The sequence below is a fragment of the Curtobacterium sp. 179-B 9B NHS genome (assembly GCF_045370965.1).
GTDB lineage: Bacteria > Actinomycetota > Actinomycetes > Actinomycetales > Microbacteriaceae > Curtobacterium.
Genome location: NZ_JBIQDQ010000008.1, coordinates 32,017 through 54,827, shown reverse-complemented (window position 1 = coordinate 54,827; position 22,811 = coordinate 32,017). Strand labels below are relative to the sequence as shown.

At 71.8% G+C, this 22,811-nt stretch carries 20 protein-coding genes; 14 read left to right on the top strand and 6 right to left on the bottom strand.

Annotated elements, in window-relative coordinates; all coding sequences use genetic code 11:
• The first annotated feature begins 190 nt into the window (after positions 1-190).
• The 3 genes from ACH0A8_RS08940 to ACH0A8_RS08930 all read left to right on the top strand — a co-directional run bounded on the left by ACH0A8_RS08940 (position 191) and on the right by ACH0A8_RS08930 (position 3,497).
• Positions 191-1,558 (top strand): extracellular solute-binding protein, encoded by a 1,368-nt coding sequence (locus ACH0A8_RS08940; protein ID WP_209685680.1) that lies wholly within the window; start codon positions 191-193, stop codon positions 1,556-1,558.
• 123 nt (positions 1,559-1,681) lie between these two features.
• On the top strand, positions 1,682-2,578 hold the full coding sequence (locus ACH0A8_RS08935) for a carbohydrate ABC transporter permease (RefSeq protein WP_066655692.1): 897 nt from the start codon (positions 1,682-1,684) through the stop codon (positions 2,576-2,578).
• 1 nt (position 2,579) lies between these two features.
• Positions 2,580-3,497, top strand: coding sequence for a carbohydrate ABC transporter permease (locus ACH0A8_RS08930; protein ID WP_066655694.1), 918 nt, complete (start codon positions 2,580-2,582; stop codon positions 3,495-3,497).
• Positions 3,498-3,725: 228 nt separating this feature from the next.
• Here ACH0A8_RS08930 and ACH0A8_RS08925 read toward each other — a convergent pair whose 3' ends face one another.
• Together ACH0A8_RS08925 and ACH0A8_RS08920 are read right to left on the bottom strand one after the other, a co-directional pair.
• Positions 3,726-4,103 (bottom strand): VOC family protein, encoded by a 378-nt coding sequence (locus tag ACH0A8_RS08925; RefSeq protein ID WP_066655697.1) that lies wholly within the window; start codon positions 4,101-4,103, stop codon positions 3,726-3,728.
• Positions 4,104-4,126: 23 nt separating this feature from the next.
• The gene (locus tag ACH0A8_RS08920) at positions 4,127-4,954 is read right to left on the bottom strand and encodes a siderophore-interacting protein (RefSeq protein ID WP_066655700.1); all 828 of its coding nucleotides are present in this window, start codon (positions 4,952-4,954) and stop codon (positions 4,127-4,129) included.
• Between the two features lie 29 nt (positions 4,955-4,983).
• Between ACH0A8_RS08920 and ACH0A8_RS08915 the strand changes: the two genes are divergently transcribed.
• From ACH0A8_RS08915 to ACH0A8_RS08900, 4 genes are all read left to right on the top strand, one after another.
• Entirely contained in the window at positions 4,984-6,063 is a 1,080-nt protein-coding gene (locus ACH0A8_RS08915) for an iron ABC transporter permease (protein ID WP_235426357.1), read from the top strand.
• Positions 6,060-7,181: an iron chelate uptake ABC transporter family permease subunit gene (locus ACH0A8_RS08910; protein ID WP_081985013.1), complete on the top strand. Its 1,122-nt coding sequence runs from the start codon at positions 6,060-6,062 to the stop codon at positions 7,179-7,181. Before ACH0A8_RS08915 ends, ACH0A8_RS08910 begins: the two co-directional genes overlap by 4 nt.
• Positions 7,178-8,098: an ABC transporter ATP-binding protein gene (locus ACH0A8_RS08905; protein ID WP_406907015.1), complete on the top strand. Its 921-nt coding sequence runs from the start codon at positions 7,178-7,180 to the stop codon at positions 8,096-8,098. The genes ACH0A8_RS08910 and ACH0A8_RS08905 overlap by 4 nt, the downstream gene beginning before the upstream one ends.
• 73 nt (positions 8,099-8,171) lie before the next feature.
• Entirely contained in the window at positions 8,172-9,197 is a 1,026-nt protein-coding gene (locus ACH0A8_RS08900; RefSeq protein ID WP_406907014.1) for an ABC transporter substrate-binding protein, read from the top strand.
• 81 nt (positions 9,198-9,278) lie between these two features.
• Here ACH0A8_RS08900 and ACH0A8_RS08895 read toward each other — a convergent pair whose 3' ends face one another.
• Positions 9,279-11,339: a transglycosylase domain-containing protein gene (locus ACH0A8_RS08895; protein ID WP_406907013.1), complete on the bottom strand. Its 2,061-nt coding sequence runs from the start codon at positions 11,337-11,339 to the stop codon at positions 9,279-9,281.
• Positions 11,340-11,558: 219 nt separating this feature from the next.
• Here ACH0A8_RS08895 and ACH0A8_RS08890 point away from each other — a divergent pair, with 219 nt between their 5' ends.
• Positions 11,559-12,551 carry an alpha/beta hydrolase gene (locus tag ACH0A8_RS08890; protein ID WP_406907012.1) on the top strand — a complete coding sequence of 331 codons (993 nt, stop codon included), beginning with the start codon at positions 11,559-11,561 and terminating at the stop codon, positions 12,549-12,551.
• Between the two features lie 20 nt (positions 12,552-12,571).
• Here ACH0A8_RS08890 and bla read toward each other — a convergent pair whose 3' ends face one another.
• Positions 12,572-13,537 carry a class A beta-lactamase gene (bla, locus tag ACH0A8_RS08885; RefSeq protein ID WP_406907046.1) on the bottom strand — a complete coding sequence of 322 codons (966 nt, stop codon included), beginning with the start codon at positions 13,535-13,537 and terminating at the stop codon, positions 12,572-12,574.
• Between the two features lie 171 nt (positions 13,538-13,708).
• Positions 13,709-15,190, bottom strand: a complete 1,482-nt coding sequence (locus ACH0A8_RS08880; RefSeq protein ID WP_066655718.1) for a mannitol dehydrogenase family protein — start codon at positions 15,188-15,190, stop codon at positions 13,709-13,711.
• A gap of 182 nt (positions 15,191-15,372) precedes the next feature.
• On the opposite strand from ACH0A8_RS08880, the gene ACH0A8_RS08875 reads away from it, so the two are divergent.
• From ACH0A8_RS08875 to ACH0A8_RS08850, 6 genes are all read left to right on the top strand, one after another.
• Positions 15,373-16,008 carry a TetR/AcrR family transcriptional regulator gene (locus ACH0A8_RS08875; protein WP_158407762.1) on the top strand — a complete coding sequence of 212 codons (636 nt, stop codon included), beginning with the start codon at positions 15,373-15,375 and terminating at the stop codon, positions 16,006-16,008.
• Between the two features lie 72 nt (positions 16,009-16,080).
• Entirely contained in the window at positions 16,081-18,789 is a 2,709-nt protein-coding gene (locus ACH0A8_RS08870) for an MMPL family transporter (RefSeq protein WP_406907011.1), read from the top strand.
• Between the two features lie 152 nt (positions 18,790-18,941).
• Positions 18,942-19,388: a MarR family winged helix-turn-helix transcriptional regulator gene (locus tag ACH0A8_RS08865; protein WP_406907010.1), complete on the top strand. Its 447-nt coding sequence runs from the start codon at positions 18,942-18,944 to the stop codon at positions 19,386-19,388.
• 49 nt (positions 19,389-19,437) lie between these two features.
• The gene (locus ACH0A8_RS08860) at positions 19,438-19,650 is read left to right on the top strand and encodes a hypothetical protein (protein WP_251154519.1); all 213 of its coding nucleotides are present in this window, start codon (positions 19,438-19,440) and stop codon (positions 19,648-19,650) included.
• Between the two features lie 53 nt (positions 19,651-19,703).
• Positions 19,704-20,798: an alkene reductase gene (locus ACH0A8_RS08855; protein WP_209685658.1), complete on the top strand. Its 1,095-nt coding sequence runs from the start codon at positions 19,704-19,706 to the stop codon at positions 20,796-20,798.
• A 121-nt stretch (positions 20,799-20,919) separates the two neighbouring features.
• Positions 20,920-22,161 carry a mannosyltransferase family protein gene (locus ACH0A8_RS08850; protein WP_066655735.1) on the top strand — a complete coding sequence of 414 codons (1,242 nt, stop codon included), beginning with the start codon at positions 20,920-20,922 and terminating at the stop codon, positions 22,159-22,161.
• On the opposite strand, the gene ACH0A8_RS08845 is transcribed toward ACH0A8_RS08850, so the two are convergent.
• Positions 22,069-22,803: an NTP transferase domain-containing protein gene (locus ACH0A8_RS08845; protein ID WP_251160293.1), complete on the bottom strand. Its 735-nt coding sequence runs from the start codon at positions 22,801-22,803 to the stop codon at positions 22,069-22,071. The two genes, ACH0A8_RS08850 and ACH0A8_RS08845, sit on opposite strands and share 93 nt — an antisense overlap.
• Positions 22,804-22,811: the final 8 nt, after the last annotated feature.

The following is a 22,811-nucleotide window of genomic DNA, read 5'->3' as shown; positions in this document are numbered from 1 at the left end:
ATCGGCCCGGAACGAAAGTGAGCGCTCACGTCCCCATGAACGCTAGCGGGTTCCGGGCGGATGGGGAAGCGGGGACGCGCCCCGGTCGTGACCTTCACGAAAGGGGTGGCGCACCCCCGGACCTGCCGCTACTGTGAGCGCTCACGGAGCAACGACCGCTCCGCTCGGCCCGTCCCGATGGAGTGATGCCATGCCGATCCGACCAGCCGTACCCACCCCGCAGTCCCGCGGCGGTGCCTTCACCCGCAGGACCCTGCTCGCCGGTGCAGCCGCCGGCGCCGCGGTCCTCCCCCTCGCCGCGTGCTCGAGCCCGCTCGCCGCCGGCGTCGCCGGTGCCCCGCTGAACCCCGAGACCCTCGTCTTCTGGAACCTCTTCGGCGGTGGCGACGGTGTCCGTATGCAGACGATGGAGGCCGGCTACGCGAAGCAGCACGGCGGGCCGTCCTCGCTGCAGGCGACGACGTTCGCCTGGGGCAACCCGTACTACTCGAAGGTCACACTGGCCACCGTCGGGAACAAGCCGCCGGACGTCGCGATCGCCCACCTGACCCGTGCGAAGCCGCTCTGGGACGGCGGGCTGCTCGACCCGATCACCGAGGACGACCTGGCGAGCGTCGGCCTGAGCGCCAGCGACTTCAACCAGAAGGCCTGGACCGCGCAGAAGACCGACGGCAAGAACATCTGCGTGCCGCTCGACACGCACCCCTTCGTGCTCTTCTACAACGTTGACGTGTGCCAGAAGGCCGGGCTCATCGACTCCGACGGCAACCTGAAGGACCTCAACGGGCTCGAGAACTTCGAGGCCGCGCTGGCCGCCGTCGCGAAGGTCACCGGCGGCACCGCGCTCAACGTCGCGAACGTCAGCGAGGTCGCGACCCCGTGGCGCTTCTTCTGGTCGATGTACAACCAGATCGACGGTGCGACGCCGTTCATCAGCGACGGGGGCGCGAAGCTCACCGTCAACGAGGACGCGTACACGAAGGTCACCGACATGACCCAGAAGTGGGTGAAGGAGGGCTGGCTGAACAAGGGGCTCGACTACGCCACCGCCCAGACGCTGATGTTCACCGGCAAGGCGGGCTTCTTCATGCAGGGCGAGTGGGAGATCAGCACCGCGCAGTCCATCAAGGGGCTGAAGTTCGGCATGGTCCCCGTCCCGCAGCTGTTCGACAAGCCGGCGACGCAGGCCGACTCGCACACGTTCATCCTGCCGCGGAAGGACCGGACGCCCGAGCAGCGCAAGGCGCACATGCTCTTCATCAAGCAGATGCTCGAGCAGAGCCTGACCTGGGCCGAGGGCGGGCACGTCCCCGCGTACATGCCCACGTTCGACAGCACCGCGTTCAAGGACCTCAAGCCGCAGTCCAACTACGCCTCGGCAGCCGAGTCCGCCGTCTTCGACGACCCCGCCTGGTACGGCGGATCGGGCTCGACCTTCGAGAACACCGTCGGCGCCCAGCTCGCACTGGTGCAGCAGGGCAGCAGCTCGCCCGCCCAGGCGCTCGCGGCCATCAAGGACCAGCTCGCCACCTACCTCAACACCCCGAGCCCGCTGTGACCGGGCACGCCTCCCCGACGACCGACGTGAACACCGCGCGAAAGGCACGATGACGTGACCGCTGCACCAGTTCTCACCCGACCCACGGACGCCGCCGCGGTCACCCGTGGCACGCGCCCCCGCGTGAACTCCACCAACCGGGGACAGGGCCGCACCGGCTGGCTCTTCCTCGCGCCCTTCGGCCTGTTCTACCTGGCCTTCCTGCTCGGTCCGACGGTCTGGATGATCGTCACGAGCTTCTTCAACACCTCGACCGTCCGCACCGGGCTCGGCAGCTTCGCGGGCTTCGCGAACTACGCCGAGATGCTCGGTCGCGCCGACTTCTGGTCGTCGCTCTGGCACACCCTGCAGTTCACGCTCTACACGACGCCGCCGCTGGTGATCCTGGCTTTCGTCTTCGCCGTGCTGACGAACCGGATGAACCGCGGGCAGTGGTTCTTCCGCCTGGCGTTCTTCCTGCCGTTCATCCTGCCGTCGGCGACGATCTCGCTCATCTGGGTGTTCATCTTCACCCCGGCGACGGGCCTCTTCGCCTCGATCCAGCAGGCGATCGGCCTGACCCCGGGTGCGGGTGTGCTCGCGAGCCCGAACACGGCCATGATCGGCGTCGCGATCGCCACCGTGTGGTGGACCCTCGGCTTCAACTTCGTGCTGTACCTGGCCGGCCTGCAGGAGATCCCCCGCGAGCTGTACGAGGCCGCCGCGGTCGACGGTGCGTCCAGCTGGCAGCAGATCAAGTCGATCACGCTGCCGCTGCTCGGCCGCACGACGACGCTGGTCATCCTGCTGCAGATCATCGCGAGCCTGAAGATCTTCGACCAGGTGTACCTGATGACGAACGGCGGCCCGGGCATCTCGACCCAGGTCTCGCTGCAGCTCATCACCGGCGTCGGCTTCACCGACAACCGTCTCGGCGCCGCGTCCGCCGCGTCGGTGCTCCTGTTCATCGTGATCGTCGCGATCGCGGTCATCCGGCAGCTCGTCGAGCGCGCTGCCGCCAAGCGAGAGATCGGGGCCTGACATGACCGCCACCGAGAGCATCACCACGTCGCGTCCGCGGAAGCTGCGCTCCGGCGTCTCGGCAGCCGCTCCCGCCAACGCGGCGAAGATCGGCGTCTCCGGCAAGGGCTTCAACACCGCCGCGGCGATCATCCTGACGGTGTTCGCGATCATCTGGCTCATCCCGAGCCTGTTCGCCCTGAAGACGTCACTGTCCGACAACGGGGTCGCGGCCCTGGGCGCGAACGCGATCCTGTCGAACTGGAACCCGACGCTGCACTCCTACGCGTCGCTGTTCCGGTCCGGCGACATCTGGAACTGGTACCTCGCCAGCGGCGTGACGAGCCTCGTCACCACGGCACTGACGGTGCTGTTCGCCTCGATGGCGGCCTTCGCGCTGTCCCGTCTGGCGTTCCGCGGCCGGAACGTCGCGTTCCTGCTCATCATCCTGGGCATCATGATCCCGACGCAGGTCCTGATCATCCCGATCTTCCAGGAGCTCAACGCGGTCAACCTGCTCAACACGTACTGGTCGGTGATCTTCCCGCAGGTGCCGGCCGTGATCGCGGTCTTCATCTTCAAGCAGTTCTTCGACGGCATCCCGAAGGAGCTCGAGGAGGCGGCGCGCATCGACGGTGCGGGCATGTGGAAGATCTACTGGTCGGTGATCATGCCGCTGTCCCGTCCGGTGATCGCCGCGGTCGCGATCCTGACCTTCGTCGGGGTGTGGAACAACCTGCTCCTGCCGCTGTTCGTCCTGTCCAACCCGGACCTCATGACGATCCCGGTCGGGCTCGCCACGGTGCAGGGCAGCTTCGGGCAGCGCTACGCCGACATCCAGGCGGGCGCGATCCTCGCGGCACTGCCGCTGATCATCCTCTACCTGGTCTTCCAGCGGCAGATCGTGGAGGGCGTGACGGGCTCGGGCCTCAAGGGCTAGACGCTCCGCGTCGACGGACGGGAGGCACGGTGCCAGCTGGCACCGTGCCTCCCGTCCGTCGTGCGCGTGGTCGGACCGTGCGTCCCTGGTGGACGCGGGCGTGCCTGGTCGAAGCGGGCGTCCCTGGTCGAAGCGGGCGTGCCTGGTGCTCCTGAACGACCAGGTACGCCCGAGATCGCATTGCATCGCGCCTGTCTTGGGAAGGAACGGGCGGCGCGAGGGGGCAGGTCAGAGCGGGTCGAGCCGCGTCCGCAGCAGGCAGAACTCGTTCCCCTCGGGGTCCTGCAGCACGTGCCAGGACTCCTCGCCGGTCTGTCCGACGTCTGCGGGTCGGGCACCGAGCGCGAGCAGCCGCTCGAGTTCGGCCTCCTGGTCGCGATCGACCGGCGAGAGGTCGAGGTGGAGCCGCAGGGTCTGGGTCGGCGCGTGCTCGACCCGGTTGAGGATGATCGTCGGGGTCGCGCCGCCGAAGCCCGATGCGGGCCCGATCTCGATGCCGTCGTCGTCCTTCCCGAGTTCGACGTAGTCCAGGACCGCGCACCAGAAGCGCGACAACGCCTCGGGGTCGCGGCAGTTCAGCACGAGTTCGCTCAGTCGACTGCTCATGCCCGCACGCTACGCGGGGACGTTCAGGCGGGGACGACCTGGCGCGCGTCGTGCTTCCAGAACCCGGAGAAGGTGATCCGGGTCTTCGGCAGACCGGCACGGTGCAGGTGTCGCCGGCCCTCGGTCGCGAGCCGCGACTCCCCGACCACGAAGGCGTACCCACGGTCGTCGGCGGGCACGTACCGCTGCAGTTCGGCGAGCGCCGCGCGTCCGGGGACGTCGTGCTCGGTGTCCGCCCGGACGATCCACGTCACCGTGACACCGACCGGGGCGTCGAGCACGCGGACGTCGGCGGCGGTCGGGACCTCCTGGATGATGCGGCCGACGGCGTCGCGCGGCAGCGACGCCGCGATGCCGACGACGGCGGGCAGGCCGGTCTCCTCGGCGGCGACGACGACCTCGCCGGCGTCGTCCGGGCAGTCGAAGATGCAGCCCTGGTCGAGCATCGCGAGCTCGTCGCCGGGACGGGCACCGCAGGCCCAGATCGCCGCGCGGCCCTCGGGCTCGCCGTCGGCGTCGCAGTGCACGACGAAGTCGACGTCGAGCTCGCCGACCTCGGGACGGAAGGCCGCGACCGTGTAGTTCGCGCAGTGGGGACGGACGTCCTCGGGGATGGCGAGGAACGACGGCCACCAGCGGCGACCGTCCAGGTCGGGCATCCGGAAGGCGTCCTGGTCGGGGCGCGGCACGAACAGGCGGAACCAGTGGTCGAACCCGAGGAACGGGAACTCGTGCAGGTCGTCGCCCGTCACGGTGACCCGCTGCACCGACGGGGTGTGCCGGACGGAGCGGAGCACCCGAGCACGGAAGAGCCGGGGTGCCTCGGGCATGAGCCGCGGGATCTTCGCCATGAAGGGAAGGCTACCCTAAGCTGGCCTGCGTGCCATCCCCCGAAACCGTCCTGACGCCCGACCGGGCTGCCCGGAGCGAGGCCCCGCCGCGTGCCGACGGCGTGCACCGCCGGGCCGTCCGTCGTCGGCTGCTGGTGGTCGTGGCCCTGGTCGTCGCGCTCGTCGTCGCCGCGGTCGCGAGCATGCTCCTCGGGAGCAACCGGCTCGGCGTCGACCAGGTGCTCGCGGGGCTGACGCGCAGCGGGTCGAGCACCGCCGAGGCCGTCGTCTGGGGTTCCCGCATCCCGCGCACCCTGATCGGGGCCGCCGTCGGCGCAGCGCTCGGCATCGCCGGGCTCCTCATGCAGGGCCACACCCGGAACCCGCTCGCCGACCCCGGGCTGTTCGGCGTCTCCTCCGGCGCCGGGCTCGCGGTCGTGCTCGGCGTGTACGTCTTCGGGGTGACGAGCACCGGGGCCACCGTCTGGTTCGCCCTCGTCGGGGCCGTCGTCGCGAGCGTCGTCGTGTTCTCGGTGACCGTCGCCGGCAGCGGCACCGCGAGCCCCGTGCCCCTCGCCCTGGCCGGGGCCGCCGTCTCCGCCCTGCTCGGGGCGATCACGTCGTTCATCGTCCTGACCGACCAGGACTCCCTCGACGCCTACCGCCTGTGGGTGGTCGGGTCGCTCGCCTCCCGGCAGCTCGACGTGCTCGTGGCCGCGGCACCGTTCCTGCTCGTCGGCGCCGTGCTCGCGGTCTGGAACACCCGCGCCCTCGACGCCCTGGGGCTCGGCGCCGAGCTGGCGAAGGGCCTCGGCGAGAACGTGCTCGTCGCCCGGCTCGTCGGGCTCGGCGGCATCACGCTCCTGGCGGCCGGTGCCACCGCCGCCGCCGGACCGATCGGCTTCGTCGGCCTCACGGTGCCGCACGTCGCCCGCGCCCTGGTCGGGACGGGGCACCGCTGGACGCTCCCCGTGTCGGCACTCGTCGGCGCTGCACTCGTGCTCGTCGCCGACGTGGTGGGCCGACTGGTCGGCGGGTTCTCCGAGGTCGAGGTCGGCATCGTGCTCGCCGTGCTCGGCGGTCCGGTCTTCGTCGCCGTCGCCCGTCGCCGATCGCTGGTGTCCCTGTGAGCGCCGCCACGGACGGACGGCTCGAGGCCGAGCGCGCGGTACCGTCCGGCACGGGCCGTCCGCCCGCCGGTCGCCGTGGTGTCCGGATCGGCCCGGTCGGACTCGCCTGGCGTCCGCGGGTGCTCGGCTGGACGGTCGGTTCGCTCGCCGTCGCCCTGGCCCTGGTGGTGCTCGGCGTCGCGGTCGGCAGCACGTTCATCGCGCCGGGCACCGTCGTCCGCGCACTGCTCGGCGCCGAGGACGGCCCCGAGGGCTTCATCGTCACCACGCTCCGGCTCCCCCGCGTGCTCACCGGCGCCCTGGTCGGCCTGGTGCTCGGGACGGCCGGCGCGCTGACCCAGACGGTGACCCGGAACCCGCTCGGCACGCCGGACATCATCGGCGTGACCTCGGGAGCGAGCGTCGGCGCGGTCGCCGCGATCGTGCTCGGTGGTGGCACCTACTCGGTGTCGGCGGTCGTCCTGAGCGGCGGCATCCCGGTGGCGGCGACGATCGGGGCGCTCGTCGCCGCGGCCGCCGTGTACGGCCTCGGCTGGCGGGGCGGCGTGCAGAGCTACCGGTTGGTGCTCGTCGGCATCGGGGTGAGCGCGACGCTCGACGCCGTGACCAGCTACCTGCTCGTCCGCGCGAAGATCACCGTCGCCACGGCGGCGTCGCAGTGGCTCGTCGGCAGCCTGTCGAGCACCTCGTGGACGACGGTCTGGCCGCTCCTGCTCGTCGCAGCGGTCTGCGTCCCGATCGCCCTCGCCACCAGCGCCGCGCTCGGCATCGGGCAGCTCGGCGACGAGGTCGCGACCGGCGTCGGACTCGGCGTGCAGCGCCACCGGCTGCTCGTCCTCGCCCTGGCGGTCGTCCTCACCGCCGCCGCCGTCGCCGCCGCCGGGCCGATCGGCTTCGTCGCGTTCGTCGTCCCCCAGGTGGCCCTGCGGCTGGCCGGGACGAACCGTCCGCCACTGCTGCTCGCGGGGGCGCTCGGGACGGTCCTCGTCCTCGGCGCCGACCTGCTCGCGCGCTCCGCCTTCCCGTGGCAGGTGCCCGTCGGCATCGTGACCACCGTCGTCGGGGCCCCGTACCTGATCTGGCTCCTCGTCCGCCACCGCAAGGAGATGTCCCGATGACCGCCACCACGACCGACACCCGGACCACGGGCGCACCGGACGCGACCACCCACCGGAGCGCGGGCGGCGCCTCGACCGGCACCGTGCCTCCCGTCCTCGAGGCCCGCAGACTCTCCGTCGGCTACGACCGCGACCCCGTCCTCCGCGACCTGGACCTGCGGATCGAGCGCGGGACGGTGACGACGTTCCTCGGCGCGAACGGGTGCGGGAAGTCGACGCTCCTCAAGGCGTTCGGTCGCGTGCTGAAGCCACAGTCGGGCGAGGTGCTGCTGGACGGCTCCCCGATCCGCCGGGAGCCGAACCGCGCCGTCGCCCGGCGGCTCGCGATCCTGCCGCAGACGCCGGTGGCTCCCGCCGGCACGAGTGTCCTCGACCTCGTGATGCGCGGACGGAACCCGCACCAGTCGTGGGCGAAGCCGTGGACGGCCGACGACGCCGACGTCGCCGAGCAGGCCATCGCGGCGACCGGGCTGACCGAGGTCGCGCACCGCGACGTCGCGAGCCTGTCCGGCGGCCAGCGGCAGCGCGCCTGGATCGCGCTCGTGGTGGCGCAGCAGGCGGAGACCCTGCTGCTCGACGAACCGACGACGTACCTCGACCTCGCGCACCAGCTCGACGTGCTCCGGCTCGTGCGGCGCCTGAACCGCGAGCAGGGGTCGACCGTCGTGATGGTGCTGCACGACCTGACGCTCGCGGCGCGGTACTCGGACCGGCTCGTCGTGCTGCACGACGGCGGTGTCGTCGCCGACGGCACGCCGCAGGACGTCCTGACACCCACCGTGCTGCAGACCGCCTTCGGGCTGCACGCCCGCGTCGTGCCGGACCCGGTCACCGGCGCGCCGATGATCGTGCCCGAAGCGGACGAGCACGAAGCGGACGAGCACGAGGCGGACGAGCACGAGGCACCACGCGCCTGACCGCCGCCGGTCCGGGTCCGTGTTCGCGTCCGATGCTGGCGGGCCTCTCAGAGTTAGGTTAGGCTCTCCTAACGTGAAGATCCCCCGCCGCGGCTCCCTGCGCGCCGCCCTCGTGACCTCCGTGGCCGTCTCGGCCCTCCTCCTCACCGGCTGCTCCGGTGCGAACGACGAAGCCGGCTCCGGCGACACCGCCGGCACAGGTTCGGCCGCCTCGGGCCCCTGGTCGTACGAGGACGCCACCGGCACGACCGTCAAGACCGACAGCACGCCGAAGCGCGTCGTCGTCCTCAACGACGTCGCCATCTCGTTCATCGAGTACGGGCTGCGCCCGGTCGGCACCTTCGGCCAGCTGACGATGGCGAAGGACAAGCGGTTCGCCGACCTCGACACCGACGGCATCACCCAGCTCGGCGAGGCGTACGGCGACATCGACCTCGAGGAGCTCGCGGCCCTGAAGCCCGACCTCGTCGTCACGTCGGTGTACCCGAAGGACGAGCAGGGCACGCTCGACACGACCCAGCCCGGCTACGGCTTCAAGGACAAGGAGCAGCAGCAGCAGGTCGAGGCGATCGCACCCGTCGTCCAGGTGAAGTGGGGCGGCAAGGGCGAGGACGTCATCGAGACCATCGCCGACCTGGCCGAGTCGCTCGGTGCCCCCGAGGCGAAGGTGCAGGCCGCCGAGGACCGCTTCGACGCGGCCGAGGACGAGCTCGAGCAGGCCGCGAAGTCGAGCGACGTCTCCGTCGTGTCGATGTTCGCCGACGGCTCCGGCGCGTACGTCACCCGCCCGAGCGACGAGCCGAGCCTGCAGATGTACTCGTCGTTCGGTGTCGACTTCGTGGACCCGAAGCCGAAGGGCTTCTACTGGGGCGTCTACTCGTGGGAGAACGCGGGGCAGATCACCGGTGACGTGCTCCTGCTGTCGCAGCAGGGCTACCAGGTCGCGGACCTCGAGAAGCAGCCGACCTTCGCCGACAACGCCGCGCTCGAGGCGGGCCAGGTCCACAGCTGGACCTTCCCGGCGCTCGACTACGCATCGCAGGCGGACTACATGACGAAGCTCGCGGGCTGGCTCGAGGACAGCAAGAAGGTCTCGTAGCGGCCCACGTGCGGACGGGAGGCGCGGTGCCGGCTGGCACCGCGCCTCCCGTCCGTCACGGGGTCGCTCCGCAGCGGACGATCAGCCGGCGGGCAGCGCCGCGTTCACCGCCGTCTGTGCCTGCCGCCACACGTCCGCCCGGGACCCGGCGTAGGTGCCGCCCTGGCCGCTCCCCACGTACCGCAGGTTCGTCTTCCCGCCGTCGGTGTTGCCCTGCCAGTACGCGGTCACCGCCCGCGAGGTCCCGCCGACGAGCCAGATCTGGTCCGCTGCGTCGGTCGTGCCCGTCTTGCCGAACAGCGTCGCCCCGTCGAGGGTCTGCCCACCCGACGCCGTGCCGCCGCGGAACGCACCCTGCATCACCGCGAACGCCTCGGCCGCGACCGACGCCGACACCGCCTGCGTGCAGGACCGCGGCTGCCCACCGAGGGCCGTCCCGTCCGGCCCGGTGACCTGGTCGACGACGACCGGGGCGCAGTACACGCCGCCGTTCGCGATCCCGGCGTAGGCGGCCGCCATCGTCAGCGGGGCGATGCTCGTCGTCCCGAGGATCGCCGCCGGGTTCGCCGGCAGCTCCCCACCCGTCGCCGGGTGGACGCCCAGTCGCGCGGCGGTGTCGCGGATGTCGCAGAGATCGAGCTGCGACGCCATGTCCGCGTAGGCCGCGTTCACCGACTGGGCCGTCGCCGCGCGGACCGAGTACGGCCCGGTCTGCCCCGGCGAGTCGTTCTTCGGGTCGTACGGGGTGTCCAGCGTGACCCGCTGCCCGCACTGCGTCCACGTGGCGCGAGCCTTCCGCGTCCCGTCCACCACCGTGTCGGGGCTCCGGCCGGACTCGAGCCACTGCAGCAGCGTGAACATCTTGTAGGTCGAGCCGACCTGGAACCCCTTCGAGCCGCCGTTCGACTCGTCGGTGGCGTAGCTGAGCGAGGTCGCCGTCGCCGGTGCGTCGGCCGACCGGTCGAAGTCCTTGTTCTGCGCCATCGTCAGCACGCGACCGGTGCCCGCCTCGACGGTGTCGAGCGTCGCACCGAGGGCGAGCCGGCTCTCGGTCGCCGGGTCGTGCAGGGCGAGCAGGTCCTTCTGCTGGGTGTTGAGGTCGAGGTCGAGGGTGGTCTGCACCCGGTACCCGCCCGTGCGCCACGCGGCGGCGCGGGCACCGGGGTCGGCGCCGAGCTGCGGCAGCTCCTTCGCCACCTGTTCGGCGTACGCGCAGAAGAACTCCGCGCCGCGCACCGCCGACTCGCACCCCTGCTGCGGCGCCGTGAGGCGGACGTAGTCGGCGGGACGGGACGCGAGCGCCGTCGCGAGGTCCGCGTCGCCCAGGTGCCCCTGCTCGTGCATCGAGCGGAGGATGACGTCCCGCCGCGCCTGGTTGTCGGCGTGGTGCTCGGGCGTCGACAGGTCGCGGCGCTCGGGCCACTGCACGATGGCGATCAGCGACGCGGCCTCGGCCGGGGTCAGGTCGGAGGCGTCCTTGCCGTAGTACCGCTGCGCGGCTGCCTGCACACCGTAGGTCTGGTCGCCGAAGTACGCGATGTTCAGGTAGGCGGCGAGGATCTCGTCCTTCGAGTACTCCTTCGCGAGTCCGATCGCCAGCTTCACCTCGGCGAGCTTGCGCTCCGGGCTCTTCTTCGTCGCCTCGCGGTAGCCGGCCTCGCGCTCCTCGGCGGTCGGCAGTTCGCTCGCCTGCTGGATCTTGATGTTCCGCACGAGCTGCATCGTGATGGTGGAGCCACCGGACCCGCCCTGCCCGCCGGAGGCGATGACGCTCGCGACCGACCGCACCAGGCTCGTCGGGTCGACGCCGCCCGTCTCGCGGAAGCGCTTGTCCTCGCCGTCGATCGCGGCGTGCTCGAGGGTGTCGCTGATCTGGTCGAGCGACAGCTCCTGGCGGTTCTGGTCCCACACGTCGACCAGGTGCACGGGCTGTCCGCCCTGGTACGCCCAGATCTCGTTGCGCTCGGGCAGGTCACCGATCTCGATGTACTCCGGCATCGAGTCGAACAGGTCGATCGCCGAGGTCGTCCCCACGCCGGCCACCGCGAGCACCGGTGTCACACCGACCCCGACCAGCAACCCCGCCAGCACGCTGCCGCCGACGAAGCCCAGGGCTGCCCCGGTCGCACGTCGCATCGTCATGTGTCCCCCTCGTCGTCCCGCCCCCGTCGTCCGGAGGCGTCGGGTGACCCTCCCAACGCTGTTCGGACGTCTGCCCGGGGTTCCCCGGGCAGAACCGGCACGACCGCTGGGAAAGGACCGAGTCGGTACGGATCGTTACCGCAGGGGCTCCCGCCGTCACCGTCCCGTGACCCGACCGTGACCGCGTCGTGACCGTGTGCTCGTCGGTACGCTCGGGGGATGGGGACCGGACGGTGGCACGAGGACGTGCTGGGGGCCGCGTTCGAACGCCTCGAGCTCCCGCTCGGCGAGGACGGTGAGGGACCGGTCGTCGCGACCCTGGTCCGGCGCCGGCGGTCACCGAACGACCTGCTGCTGCACGCCCGCGGCCCCCTGCACGGCGTGGACGTGCTGTACGTGCACGGCTGGTCCGACTACTTCTTCCAGGTGGAGCTGGCAGAGCGCCTCGAGCGGCTCGGCGCGCAATTCCACGCCCTCGACCTGCGGAAGTACGGCCGGAGCCTCCGCCCGCACCAGACGCCCGGGTTCGTCGACGACCTGTCCGTGTACGACGAGGACATCGGCGCCGCCCTCGACGCGATCGCCGCCGAGCACCACGGCGGTCCGCGCCGACGACTCGTCCCGATGGGGCACTCCACCGGCGGGCTGACCCTGGCGCTCTGGGCCGCGCGGCACCCCGACCTCGTCGACGGCCTCGTGCTGAACAGCCCGTGGCTCGAGTTCCAGGCGAGTGCACTCGGCCGGGCGATCGTCACGCCGGTGATCAAGCTCGGGGCACGGCGGAACCCGCTCGCGCCGATGCCCGCGGTCGACCCGGGCTTCTCCACCCGCACGGTGTCCGCCACGGGCGAGGGGTCGTGGACCTACGACCAGCGCTGGCGGCCCGAACGGGGCTTCGCCCTGCACCCCGGGTGGCTCGCCGCGGTGTTCGCCGGGCAGGAACGGGTCGCGCAGGGGCTCGGCATCGCGGTGCCGACCCTCGTGCTGCTCAGCGACAAGAGCATGCTGCAGCCGCGGTGGGACGACGCGATGACGCGCGCCGACGTCGCGCTCAACGTGGACGTGGTCGCGCACCGGGCCCTGTCGCTCGGCTCCGAGGTGACCGTCCGGCGCCTGCACGGGGCCCTGCACGACGTGGTGCTCTCCGCGCCCGAGGTCCGCGACCAGGTGTGGGACGTGCTCGGGCGCTGGGCCACGACGCTCCCGCGCTGAGCACCGCCCGGGGGTGTCCCTCAGCCGATCCGCTGGACCGCCAATCGGGTCGCCGCGGCCACCAGGGCGTCCGACGGCTCCGCGTCCGCCCGCTCGTGCGCCGTGAAGACGACGAGCACGACGGGGTCCCGGCCCGGCGGCCGGACGACGGCGATGTCGTTGCGCACCCCGTACGAGGCGGTCCCGGTCTTGTCCGCGACCGTCCAGCCCGCGGGGACGCCCGCCCGGATCGTGCCGTCGCCGGTCGTCGTCCCCGCCATCGACGACCGCAACAGCTCGCGGTCCCCGGCGTCCAGCGCGTCGCCCACGAGCACCGCCCGCAGGTCGCTCGCCGACTGCGCCGGGGTCGTCGTGTCCCGCGGGTCACCCGGGACCGCCGTGTTGAGGTCGGGCTCGACGCGGTCCACCCGGGTCACGTCGTCCCCGATCCCCCGCAGCCACCGCGACACACCGCCCACCCCGCCGAGCCGCTCCACGAGCAGGTTCGCAGCCGTGTTGTCACTCTCGCGCACCGCCGCGTCGACGAGCGCCCGGACCGTCATGCCCTCGTCGACGTACCGGCTCGTGACGGGTGCGTACTCGAGCAGGTCGCCCCGTCCGTAGTGCACGACCTCGTCGAGGTCCTCGCCGCTCGACGCGTCGAGGACCGCCGCGGCGATGAACGCCTTGTTCGTCGAGGCGAAGGCGAACCGTTCGTCGGCCCGGTACCCGACGCTGCTGCCGTCCGCCGTGTCGATCGCGACGACACCGATCCGGGCGTCGTCCCGCTCCTCGAGCGCGGCGAACGCGCGGGACGTCGCCGCGTCCGCGGTCGCGGTCGGTGTCGGTACCGGTACCGGTACCGGCGTCGTGGTCGCCGTCGGAGCACCGCCCGCCGTGCCCGAGGGGTCGCCACCACCACTGCCGCTGCACCCGGCGAGCGTCAGCGCGGCCACCGCCGCGATCGTGGCCAGGGTCGTCCTCGTCGTCCGCACGCGGACGAGCATGCCGACCCCGCCCGCGATCCACCTGCACGTCGCGTCCCGCCGTGCGAGCCACGCGGCCACGGTCGGACGGGAGGCACGTGGCGGTGCCACCACGCGCCTCCCGTCCGGTGGTGGCGGACCCGACACGCGTGGTCGGGGTCCGCACGCGCCTCCCGTCCGGCGGGCGACGTGTCAGGAGCGCGACAGTCGCGTGACCGTCGCGTGTGCGCCGTCCTGCAGGAGCCCGTCGAGCGCGTCGCGGTACGCCGCGACGAACCGGTCGTCGTCGACCAGGTCGCCGAACACCTGGCGGTCCTGCAGGAAGGCGAGCCGGTCCTCGTCCTGCCGCCGCGCGGCCGCCGTCAGCCGGTCGGCGAGGCGGTCCACGACCTGGATCGGCTGCCCGTCCTCGTCGGTGCCCTCCGCGTAGCGCGCCCACGAGGCGACGATGCCGGCCGAGAGCGCGACGGGACCTCCGGATGCGAGGTTCTCGCGGACCACCGGGAGCAGCCACTTCGGGATGCGGTCGCTCGACTCGGCGCAGAGCCGGGCGAGGGTGTCGCGGACCTCGGGGTTCCGGAAGCGCTCGATGAGCGTCGCCGTGTAGTCGTCGAGGTCGATCCCGGGGACCGCGTGGAGCGTCGGGGTCGCCTCCTCGGCCATGTAGCGGCGGAGGAAGGTCGCGATCGCCTCGTCCTGCGTGGCCTCGTGGGCGTAGCGGTACCCGGACAGGTACCCGAAGTAGCAGAGCCCCTGGTGGCTGGCGTTGAGGAGCCGGAGCTTCATCAGCTCGTACGGCTCGACGTCGTCGACGAGCTGCACGTCGGCGTCCTCGTACCGGGGGCGGCCGGCGGGGTGGTCGTCCTCGAGCACCCACTGGAAGAACGGCTCGGCGACGACCGGCCAGGCGTCCTCGATGCCGAGCTCGTCACGGACCCAGGCCCGGTCCTCGTCGGTCGTGACCGGGGTGATCCGGTCGACCATCGAGTTCGGGAACGACACGTGCTCGCCCATCCACGCCGCGAAGGCCGGGTCCTGCAGGCGGGCGTAGGCGGTGAACATCTGCCGAGCGACGTGTCCGTTGCCCTGGATGTTGTCGCACGACATCACCGTGAACGGCTCGAGACCCCGGTCGCGACGACGCCGGAGCGCCTCGACCACGAGGCCGAAGACCGTCCGCGGCGGGGCGTCCCCGCGCAGGTCCGCTGCGACACCCGGTTCGTCCGCGACGAACTCCCCCGTGACGTGGTCGAAGTTGTAGCCGCCCTCGGTGATGGTCAGGCTGACGATCCTGGTGTCCGGGTGCGCCATCTTCTCGACGACCGCGTCCGGGTCGTCCACCGCGAGCAGGTACTCGACGATGCTGCCCACGACCCGCGACTCCCGCGTGCCGTCCGGGTGCTTGAGCACGAGCGTGTAGAGGCCGCCCTGCTCCGCCATCGCGGCGGCCATGCGACGGTCCTGCTCGAGCACACCGACACCGCAGATGCCGTACTCGCGGGCCTCGCCCTGCTGCAGGAGCCGGTCCACCACCATCGCCTGGTGCGCACGGTGGAAGCCGCCGACGCCGAAGTGCACGATCCCCGGGGTGATCCCGTCGCGGTCGTAGCTCGGCACGGCGACGCCGCTCGCGGCGATCCGGTCCAGGGTCTCCGGGCTCAGGCGGACGGTCATGGGTACTCCTTCGTACGGCGGTCGCGAGCCCCCAGTCTGGCAGCCGGAACCGGTGTGCGGAACCGGTGTTCTGCTCCGACGCACCCGGATCGACCCGCGACCCTCGGTGCCCGGGGGACGAACCTGAGGGAGCGCTCGGAGAAGGTGCACCGAGTGCATCGATGCACCTAGTGTTGGCACACGTGACCACCACCGACCGTCGTGCCGCGCTCAAGGCGAAGCACCGTGCCGCGATCCTGCAGGCAGCGCGGGACCTGGTCGACGAACGCGGCGGACGCGGATTCGGCGTCGACGACCTGGCGTCGCGTGCCGACATCGCGCGACGGACCGTCTTCAACCACTTCGCGTCGCTCGACGAGGTCCTGCTCGCGGTGTGCGAGCAGGAGCTCTCGGTGATCATCGACCGGTTCCTGGCCGACATGGCCCGGACCCCGATCGGCGACGGCAGCCGCGCGTCGATGTTCGAGGAGCTCGAGTCGGCCGCACGCGGGGCCGACCTGGCGCCGGCGATCTCCGGGATGTACCGGATCATCGGTGAACCGGGGAAGGAGGACCCGAAGGCCGCGGTCCTCACCCAGACCGCGTTCTCGCGGGTCACCGACCGGCTGCGCGACGAGGTCGCCCGGCGACACCCGGGTGCCGACCCGCTCGACACCGCGCTGCTCGTCGACTCGCTCATGAGCGGGATCGTCGTCATCGCCGACCACTGGCTCACCAACGACGGCCCCGAGCTCACCCCGGCGTCACTGACCGCCTGGGACGCCCTGCTGAGCAGACTCGTGCACAGCGTCCGCTCCGGCTACATGCCGGCCTCCTGACCACTCCCCCCGGGGTCCACCGGCGCACCCCGCACCACCACAGCACCTGACACGAAAGGACGGGGCAACCGCATGGCCGGTCTCCTCTACCGTCTCGGACGGTTCTCCGCACGACGCCACTGGCTGGTGATCATCGCCTGGATCGTCATCATGGGCATCGCGGGGCTCACCTACAGCCTGTTCGCGGGCACGATCTCCTCGTCCATCACGATCCCGAACACCAAGACGAGCCAGGTGCAGGACGAGCTGGCGGACAAGTTCCCGTCGGCGAACGGTGGCAACGGCACGCTGGTCTTCGAGACGACCGACGGCAAGGCGTTCACCGCGACGCAGCAGGCCGACGTCAAGGACTTCCTGGACGGGATCGACGACCTCGACGGGGTGAAGGAGGTCCGTGACGGCTTCACCACGCAGGACCAGCTCGACGAGCAGCGGCAGAAGATCGTCGACGGGCGCCAGCAGATCGAGGACGGTCGCAAGCAGATCGAGGACGGCCAGGCCCAGCTCGACCAGCAGAAGGACCAGCTGGAGTCGGGCAAGCAGCAGATCGAGCAGGCGCAGGCGCAGCTCGACCAGCAGAAGGCCCAGGCCGAGGCGCAGGCCCAGGCCGCCGGGGCCGCCGCCGCGAACAGTGCGGCCGCGCAGGCCGGTCAGCAGCAGCTCGAGCAGGCCCAGGCGCAGATCGACGCCCAGCAGCAGCAGATCACCGCGGGCGAGCAGCAGATCGCCGACGCCCAGCAGGAGATCGACGACAACACGAAGAAGCTCGAGGACAACGAGCGCGAGCTGGAGCAGGGGTCCGACCTGCTCGACCTGTCGAAGGACATCCGCTTCGTGTCGTCGAACGGCGCTGCCTCGATCGGCACCGTGCAGTTCACGAAGTCGACCTTCGAGGTGCCGCAGGAGACCAAGCAGGAGATCTCCGACCGGGCCGAGAGCGCGAAGATCGACGGCCTCGAGGTGTACGTCTCGAACGACATCGCGCAGGGTGTCCCGTCGATCCTCGGCCCCGGCGAGATCGTCGGTGTCATCATCGCCGCGCTCGTGCTCTTCCTGATGCTCCGCACGGTCATCGGCGCCGCCATCCCGCTGCTGTCCGCCGTGCTCGGCGTCGGCGTCGCCACCCTCGCGTCGCTCTCGTTCTCGAGCCTGGTCGAGTTCATCTCGGTCACGCCGGTGCTGGGGGTGATGCTCGGCCTGGCGGTCGGCATCGACTACTCGCTGTTCATCCTCAACCGACACCGGACGCAGCTGAAGGCCGGCATGGGCGTCCACGAGTCCATCGGTCTCGCCAACGGCACCTCCGGCAACGCGGTGGTCTTCGCGGGCACGACCGTCATCGTGGCCCTGCTCGCGCTCAACATCACCGGGATCCCGTTCCTCGGCCTGATGGGCACCGTCGGCGCCGTCGCCGTGCTGTTCGCGATCCTCATCGCGACGTCGTTCACCCCGGCGCTGCTGTCCCTGCTCGGCATGCGCATCCTCCGGAAGAAGGAGCGGCAGCAGATCGGGCACACCGGGTCCGTCCGGGTGCCGAACAAGCCGATGTCGACCTGGCGCGCGGTCGTCACGCTCGTCGCCGGCGTCGCGGTGCTCGGCACGATCGCCCTCCCCGCCACGCAGATGCGCCTCGGCCTGCCGACCGGTGCCTCCGAGGCCACCGACTCGTCGCAGTACAAGGCGTACAAGGCGCTCGAGGACGAGTTCGGCGCCGGCCAGAACGGTCCGCTGCTCGTCGTGGCCGACCTGCCGGAGGCGATCGCGAAGGACGACGTCACCGCGACCGAGGTCACCATCGGCCAGGCGCTCGCGAAGAACGACGACGTCGAGGCCGTCCTGCCGATCGGCGCGTCGTCCGACCGCGACATCATCGCCTTCCAGGTCAAGCCCGCGGGCGGCCCGGACAGCGTCTCGACCGAGACCCTGGTCAAGGACCTGCGCGAGCAGACCGTGCAGACCGACGACGGCACGGTGACGCTCGGGGTCGCGGGCAACGCCAGCGCGAACATCGACGTGTCGGAGAAGCTCGCGAACGTGCTGCCGCTCTACCTCGTCGTGGTCGTCGGCCTGTCGCTGATCATCCTCATCGTCGTGTTCCGGTCGTTCCTCGTGCCGATCACCGCGACGGCCGGGTTCATCCTGTCCGTGCTCGCGTCCTTCGGTGGTCTGACGGCCATCTACCAGTTCGGCTGGCTGGGCTCCGTGTTCGGCGTGCACGACCCTGCGCCGATCCTGAGCTTCCTGCCCATCATCGAGATCGGCATCCTGTTCGGGCTCGCGATGGACTACCAGCTCTTCCTGGTGTCCGGCATGCGTGAGGCGTACGCGCACGGCGCCTCGGCCAAGGTCGCGGTGCAGCGTGGTCTGCACGCCGGTCGCGCGGTGGTCACGGCTGCCGCGATCATCATGATCTCGGTGTTCTCGGGCTTCATCTTCTCCGAGTCCTCGACCATCAAGCCGATCGGCTTCGGCCTGGCGTTCGGTGTGCTGGTCGACGCCTTCGTCGTCCGGATGCTGCTCATCCCGGCGGTCATGCACCTGCTCGGGAAGAGCGCCTGGTGGATCCCGAAGTGGCTCGACCGGATCCTGCCGGACGTCGACGTCGAGGGCGCCAAGCTCGAGCGCTCGCACCCCGGCGACGACCGCGGCCACGGCGCCGAGCCCGCCGTCGCCGGTGCCACCGCCGGGGCCGGAGCCGGAGCACACCGCGGGTCGCACGCCGCCGACGTGGAGCCCGATGCGAACCCGCACGAGGGGCACACGCCGACGCACCGCGCCTAGGCGTCGAGCGTCCGCGGGGGCGCCAGCCCCACTGCACCGCCGGGAGGCCCGGTGCCGGTCCACGAGACCGGCACCGGGCCTCCCGTCCGTGTGCCGTGCACGACCGCAGCACGGGGCACCCTGACCGTTCGTGGACGAAGTACCGTGGACGCATGACCGCGCCCGACGTCGACCCCCTCGCCCTCGACCGGCAGCTCTGCTTCGCCCTGGCCGCCACGAGCCGCAGCGTCGTCGGCCTGTACCGCGACCTGCTCGACCCGCTGGGCCTGACGCACCCGCAGTACCTCGTCATGCTCGCCCTGTGGGAGCACGACCCGCGATCGGTGCGCGAGATCGCCGCGGAACTCCGCCTCGACTCCGCCACGCTGAGCCCCCTGCTCAAGCGCCTCGAGGCATCCGGCTACGTCCGACGCCAGCGCAGCGCGGCCGACGAACGCCAGCTCGAGGTGTCGCTCACCACCGCCGGTCGGGCACTCCGCGAGCGGGCGAGCACCGTCCCGGTCGCGGTGGCCGACCGGCTCGGCTGGCCGCTCGACCGGCTCGAGCGACTGAAGGACGACCTGACGGAGCTGCTCGGACGCGTCGACGCACTCGACTGAGCAGGTACTTCGTGGCAGAATGATTCGTGTACGAACGAAAGGACGGACCATGGGTCGCTTCGGCAGCTGGTACGACCGCTGGAACCGCACGCTCATCGAGAAGATGGGTCCGTCGCAGATCGGTGCCGGACGCGTCGAGGGCGTCGACGACCGTACCGTCGACCGTCCCTGCCCGATCTGCCACCAGCCACTCTCGCAGCACACCGTGATCCGCCCCGAGGGCCAGGTCCGCTCGAGCACGCTGGTGTGCCCCGGTCGCTGAGGATCCGCCGTGCCGGGGGAATTGCCCCGCGCAACACGTGGTTGAACGGACACGTGAAGCTCTTCGAAGCCGCCGACCTCGGCGCACTCCACCTCCGCAACCGCATCGTCATGGCACCCCTCACCCGGACGCGCGCCGGTGAGCAGGGCATCCCCAACGACCTCCTCGTCGAGCACTACGCGCAGCGCGCCGGCCTCGGCATGATCATCACCGAGGGCACCTGGCCCGTGCAGGAGGGCCGCTCCTACCCCGGCCAGCCCGGCATCGAGACCGACGAGCAGGTCGCCGGGTGGCGCCGCGTGACGGACGCCGTGCACGAGCGCGGCGGCACGATCGTCATGCAGCTCATGCACGGCGGTCGCGTGTCGCACACCGACATCTCGCAGACCCCGCGCATCGTGGGCCCCTCGGCGATCGCCGCTCCGGGGCAGACGCACCTGGCCGACGGCTCGAAGGCCGACATGCCCGTGCCGCACGAGCTCACCACCGACGAGGTCCGCGAGGCCGTCCAGGGCTTCGTCCGCGCCGCTCGCAACGCGATCGCGGCCGGGCTCGACGGCGTCGAGGTGCACGGTGCGAACGGGTACCTCGTGCACGAGTTCCTCTCCCCCGTGTCGAACACCCGCACCGACGAGTACGGCGGCTCGCCCGAGAACCGCGCGCGCTTCGCCGTCGAGGTCACCACGGCGATCGCAGAGGCCGTCGGCGCCGACCGCGTGGGCATCCGTCTCTCGCCGCAGCACAACATCCAGGGCGTGCTCGAGGAGGACGACGCCGACGTCCGTGCGACCTACACCGCCGTCGCCGAGGGCCTCGCGCCGCTCGGGCTGGCCTTCGTCGACGTCCTGCACGCCGAGCCGGCCAGCGAGCTCGTGCAGCACGTGCGCCGCACCGCAGGTGCCCCGTTCATCGCGAACTCGGGCTTCTCCTCGATGACCACCCGCGACGAGGCGATCACGCTGCTCGACGGCGACCTCGCCGACGCCGTCGCTGTGGGCCGGGCCGCCATCGCGAACCCGGACCTCGCCGAGCGCTGGGAGCAGGACGCGCCGCTCAACGAGCCGCGTCCCGAGCTCTTCTACGGTGCGAGCGCCGAGGGCTACACCGACTACCCGACGCTCGACCAGGTGCGCGAGCCCGTCGCGTAGTCGACGCGACCAGCGACGGACGGGAGGCGCGGTGCCGGCCGGCACCGCGCCTCCCGTCCGTCCGTCGTCCGTGTCGCACCGGTGCCGGGTCGGAGGCTCCCGGCCCACCTAGGATCTTCCGGTGAGCACCGCGACCGCGCCGCCGACGCCCCTCGACCGCCCCGACCACCTCGTCGGCGAGTCGACGCACGACCCCTCCGGAGCGCTGCACGACCGCGGTCGACGGGCGCTTCGCGGGACGCTCGCGGCGCTGGCGATCTGGGCGGCGGCCCGGGTGCTGCTCGAGGGAGCCGCCCTCGTCGCCTGGCTCGTCGAGCGACCGGGACAGCTCGGCCTGCGGACGCTGCCGACCGTCCTGAACCACTGGGACGCGGAGAACTACCTGCACGTCGCCCTGGCCGGCTACCCGACCTTCGGCGTCGTGCCGTTCGACGAGGCGTTCCTGCCCGGGTACCCCTTCCTCTCCCGCTTCGTCGCCGAGGGTGTGTTCTTCACCGTCACCCCGAACCCGACCCAGGTCGCCGCGGCCATGTGGCTCGTGACCGGCCTCTCCGCCGCCGTCGCCGCGGTGCTGCTGTGGAAGGTCGTCCGCGACCGCTTCGACGCGCGCGTCGCGGCCGGCGCCGTCGCGCTCCTGGTCGCGGGGCCCTACGCCCACTTCATGGTCGCGCCGTACGCCGGGTCGCCCTACCTGGCCTTCGCGATCGCCGCCTGGCTGCTCGTCCAGCGCGGCCGCTGGCTCACCGGGGCGCTGCTCTGCATCCCGGCGGGACTGATCCGTGTGGAGACGGTCTACCTCGTGGCGGCCCTGGTCGTCGCGCAGCTGCTCGGCCCGCGGATCCGGCCGTTCTGGTCGCGCCTGTGGCGAGCCGCCGCCTTCGGTGCGGTGGGGTCGCTCGGCCTGGGCTACTACCTCGCCTGGCTCTGGCACCAGACCGGAAACCCGACGCACTGGTTCCTCGTCCAGAAGCTCGGGTGGCACCGCGAGACGCAGTGGCCGTGGGAGACGTTCCGCACGACGCTCCGGATCGCGACCGGGACGACCGGGTCGGGGCAGTTCCAGGAGTGGTCGGACATCGTGATGGTCGCGGTCTACCTGGTCGCGGTCGGCTTCCTCATCGCGAAGCGGTGGTGGCCCGAGCTGGTGTACACGGGCCTCATGGTGGTGTCCATGGGGACGAGCTACGCGTGGACCTCGATGGCCCGCGAGAGCTCGGTGCAGTTCCCGCTCATGGTGCTCGTGGCCTCCACGCTGGCCGGCCGTCGTCGCTCACGGTGGGTCTTCTGGGTGGTGCTCGGCATCGGGATCGTGGACGCGACCTACCAGTCGTACCGGTTCGCACTCGGCGACTGGGGCGACTGAGCCGTCAGCGGCCTGCTCGACGGGCGGTCCGGGCGTCGGGCGGTCCCGGTCCTCGCCGTTCCACAGGTCCGCGCAGTCGACCGCGGAGGCCCCCGCCCGCCGGAGCCAGGCACCGGCGACCCGGTCCCCCGGGTCGGCCGTGACCGCCGCGACGAGCGCCCCGCGGTGCGCCGGACCGACCAGCACCGGGTGACCCGGTCGGCCGTCGAACGCGGCACGCCGCAGGACGTCCGCACCCGCAGACGCCCCGATGACGCGGCGCACGACCGTCGGTGGCATCGTCGGCAGGTCGACGAGCGCGACGCACGCGACGACCCCGTCGTCGAGCACCCGCAGCCCCGCCGCGAGCGACGCACCGGGTCCCTCGGCCCAGTGCTCGGCGACCACCGTGCGGACGGACGGCAGGTCCGGCACGAGCACTCGGGCGTCCCCGGCCGCGGCGCCGAGGACCACGACCACCGAGGCGCAGCCGCCGTCGAGCAGTGCCCGGCTCACGGACCCGAGCCACGGCGTCCCGTCCGTCGTCCGCACCAGCGCCTTCGGCATGCCCATGCGCGTCCCGGCACCGGCGGCGAGCAGGACCCCGGTCACCGGCAGCGGGACGTGCGGGGCGACCGGCAGCGGGTCGTCCGGTCGCGGCATGCGCGGGC

Coding starts and splice junctions, on each gene's coding strand:
- ACH0A8_RS08860 (WP_251154519.1), top strand. CDS start 19,438: ATGGGTCGCTTCGGCAGCTGGTACGACCGCTGGAACCGCACGCTCATC.
- ACH0A8_RS08870 (WP_406907011.1), top strand. CDS start 16,081: ATGGCCGGTCTCCTCTACCGTCTCGGACGGTTCTCCGCACGACGCCAC.
- ACH0A8_RS08895 (WP_406907013.1), bottom strand. CDS start 11,339: ATGACGATGCGACGTGCGACCGGGGCAGCCCTGGGCTTCGTCGGCGGC.
- ACH0A8_RS08930 (WP_066655694.1), top strand. CDS start 2,580: ATGACCGCCACCGAGAGCATCACCACGTCGCGTCCGCGGAAGCTGCGC.
- ACH0A8_RS08940 (WP_209685680.1), top strand. CDS start 191: ATGCCGATCCGACCAGCCGTACCCACCCCGCAGTCCCGCGGCGGTGCC.
- ACH0A8_RS08890 (WP_406907012.1), top strand. CDS start 11,559: ATGGGGACCGGACGGTGGCACGAGGACGTGCTGGGGGCCGCGTTCGAA.
- ACH0A8_RS08920 (WP_066655700.1), bottom strand. CDS start 4,954: ATGGCGAAGATCCCGCGGCTCATGCCCGAGGCACCCCGGCTCTTCCGT.
- bla (WP_406907046.1), bottom strand. CDS start 13,537: ATGCTCGTCCGCGTGCGGACGACGAGGACGACCCTGGCCACGATCGCG.
- ACH0A8_RS08905 (WP_406907015.1), top strand. CDS start 7,178: ATGACCGCCACCACGACCGACACCCGGACCACGGGCGCACCGGACGCG.
- ACH0A8_RS08925 (WP_066655697.1), bottom strand. CDS start 4,103: ATGAGCAGTCGACTGAGCGAACTCGTGCTGAACTGCCGCGACCCCGAG.
- ACH0A8_RS08865 (WP_406907010.1), top strand. CDS start 18,942: ATGACCGCGCCCGACGTCGACCCCCTCGCCCTCGACCGGCAGCTCTGC.
- ACH0A8_RS08845 (WP_251160293.1), bottom strand. CDS start 22,803: ATGCCGCGACCGGACGACCCGCTGCCGGTCGCCCCGCACGTCCCGCTG.
- ACH0A8_RS08880 (WP_066655718.1), bottom strand. CDS start 15,190: ATGACCGTCCGCCTGAGCCCGGAGACCCTGGACCGGATCGCCGCGAGC.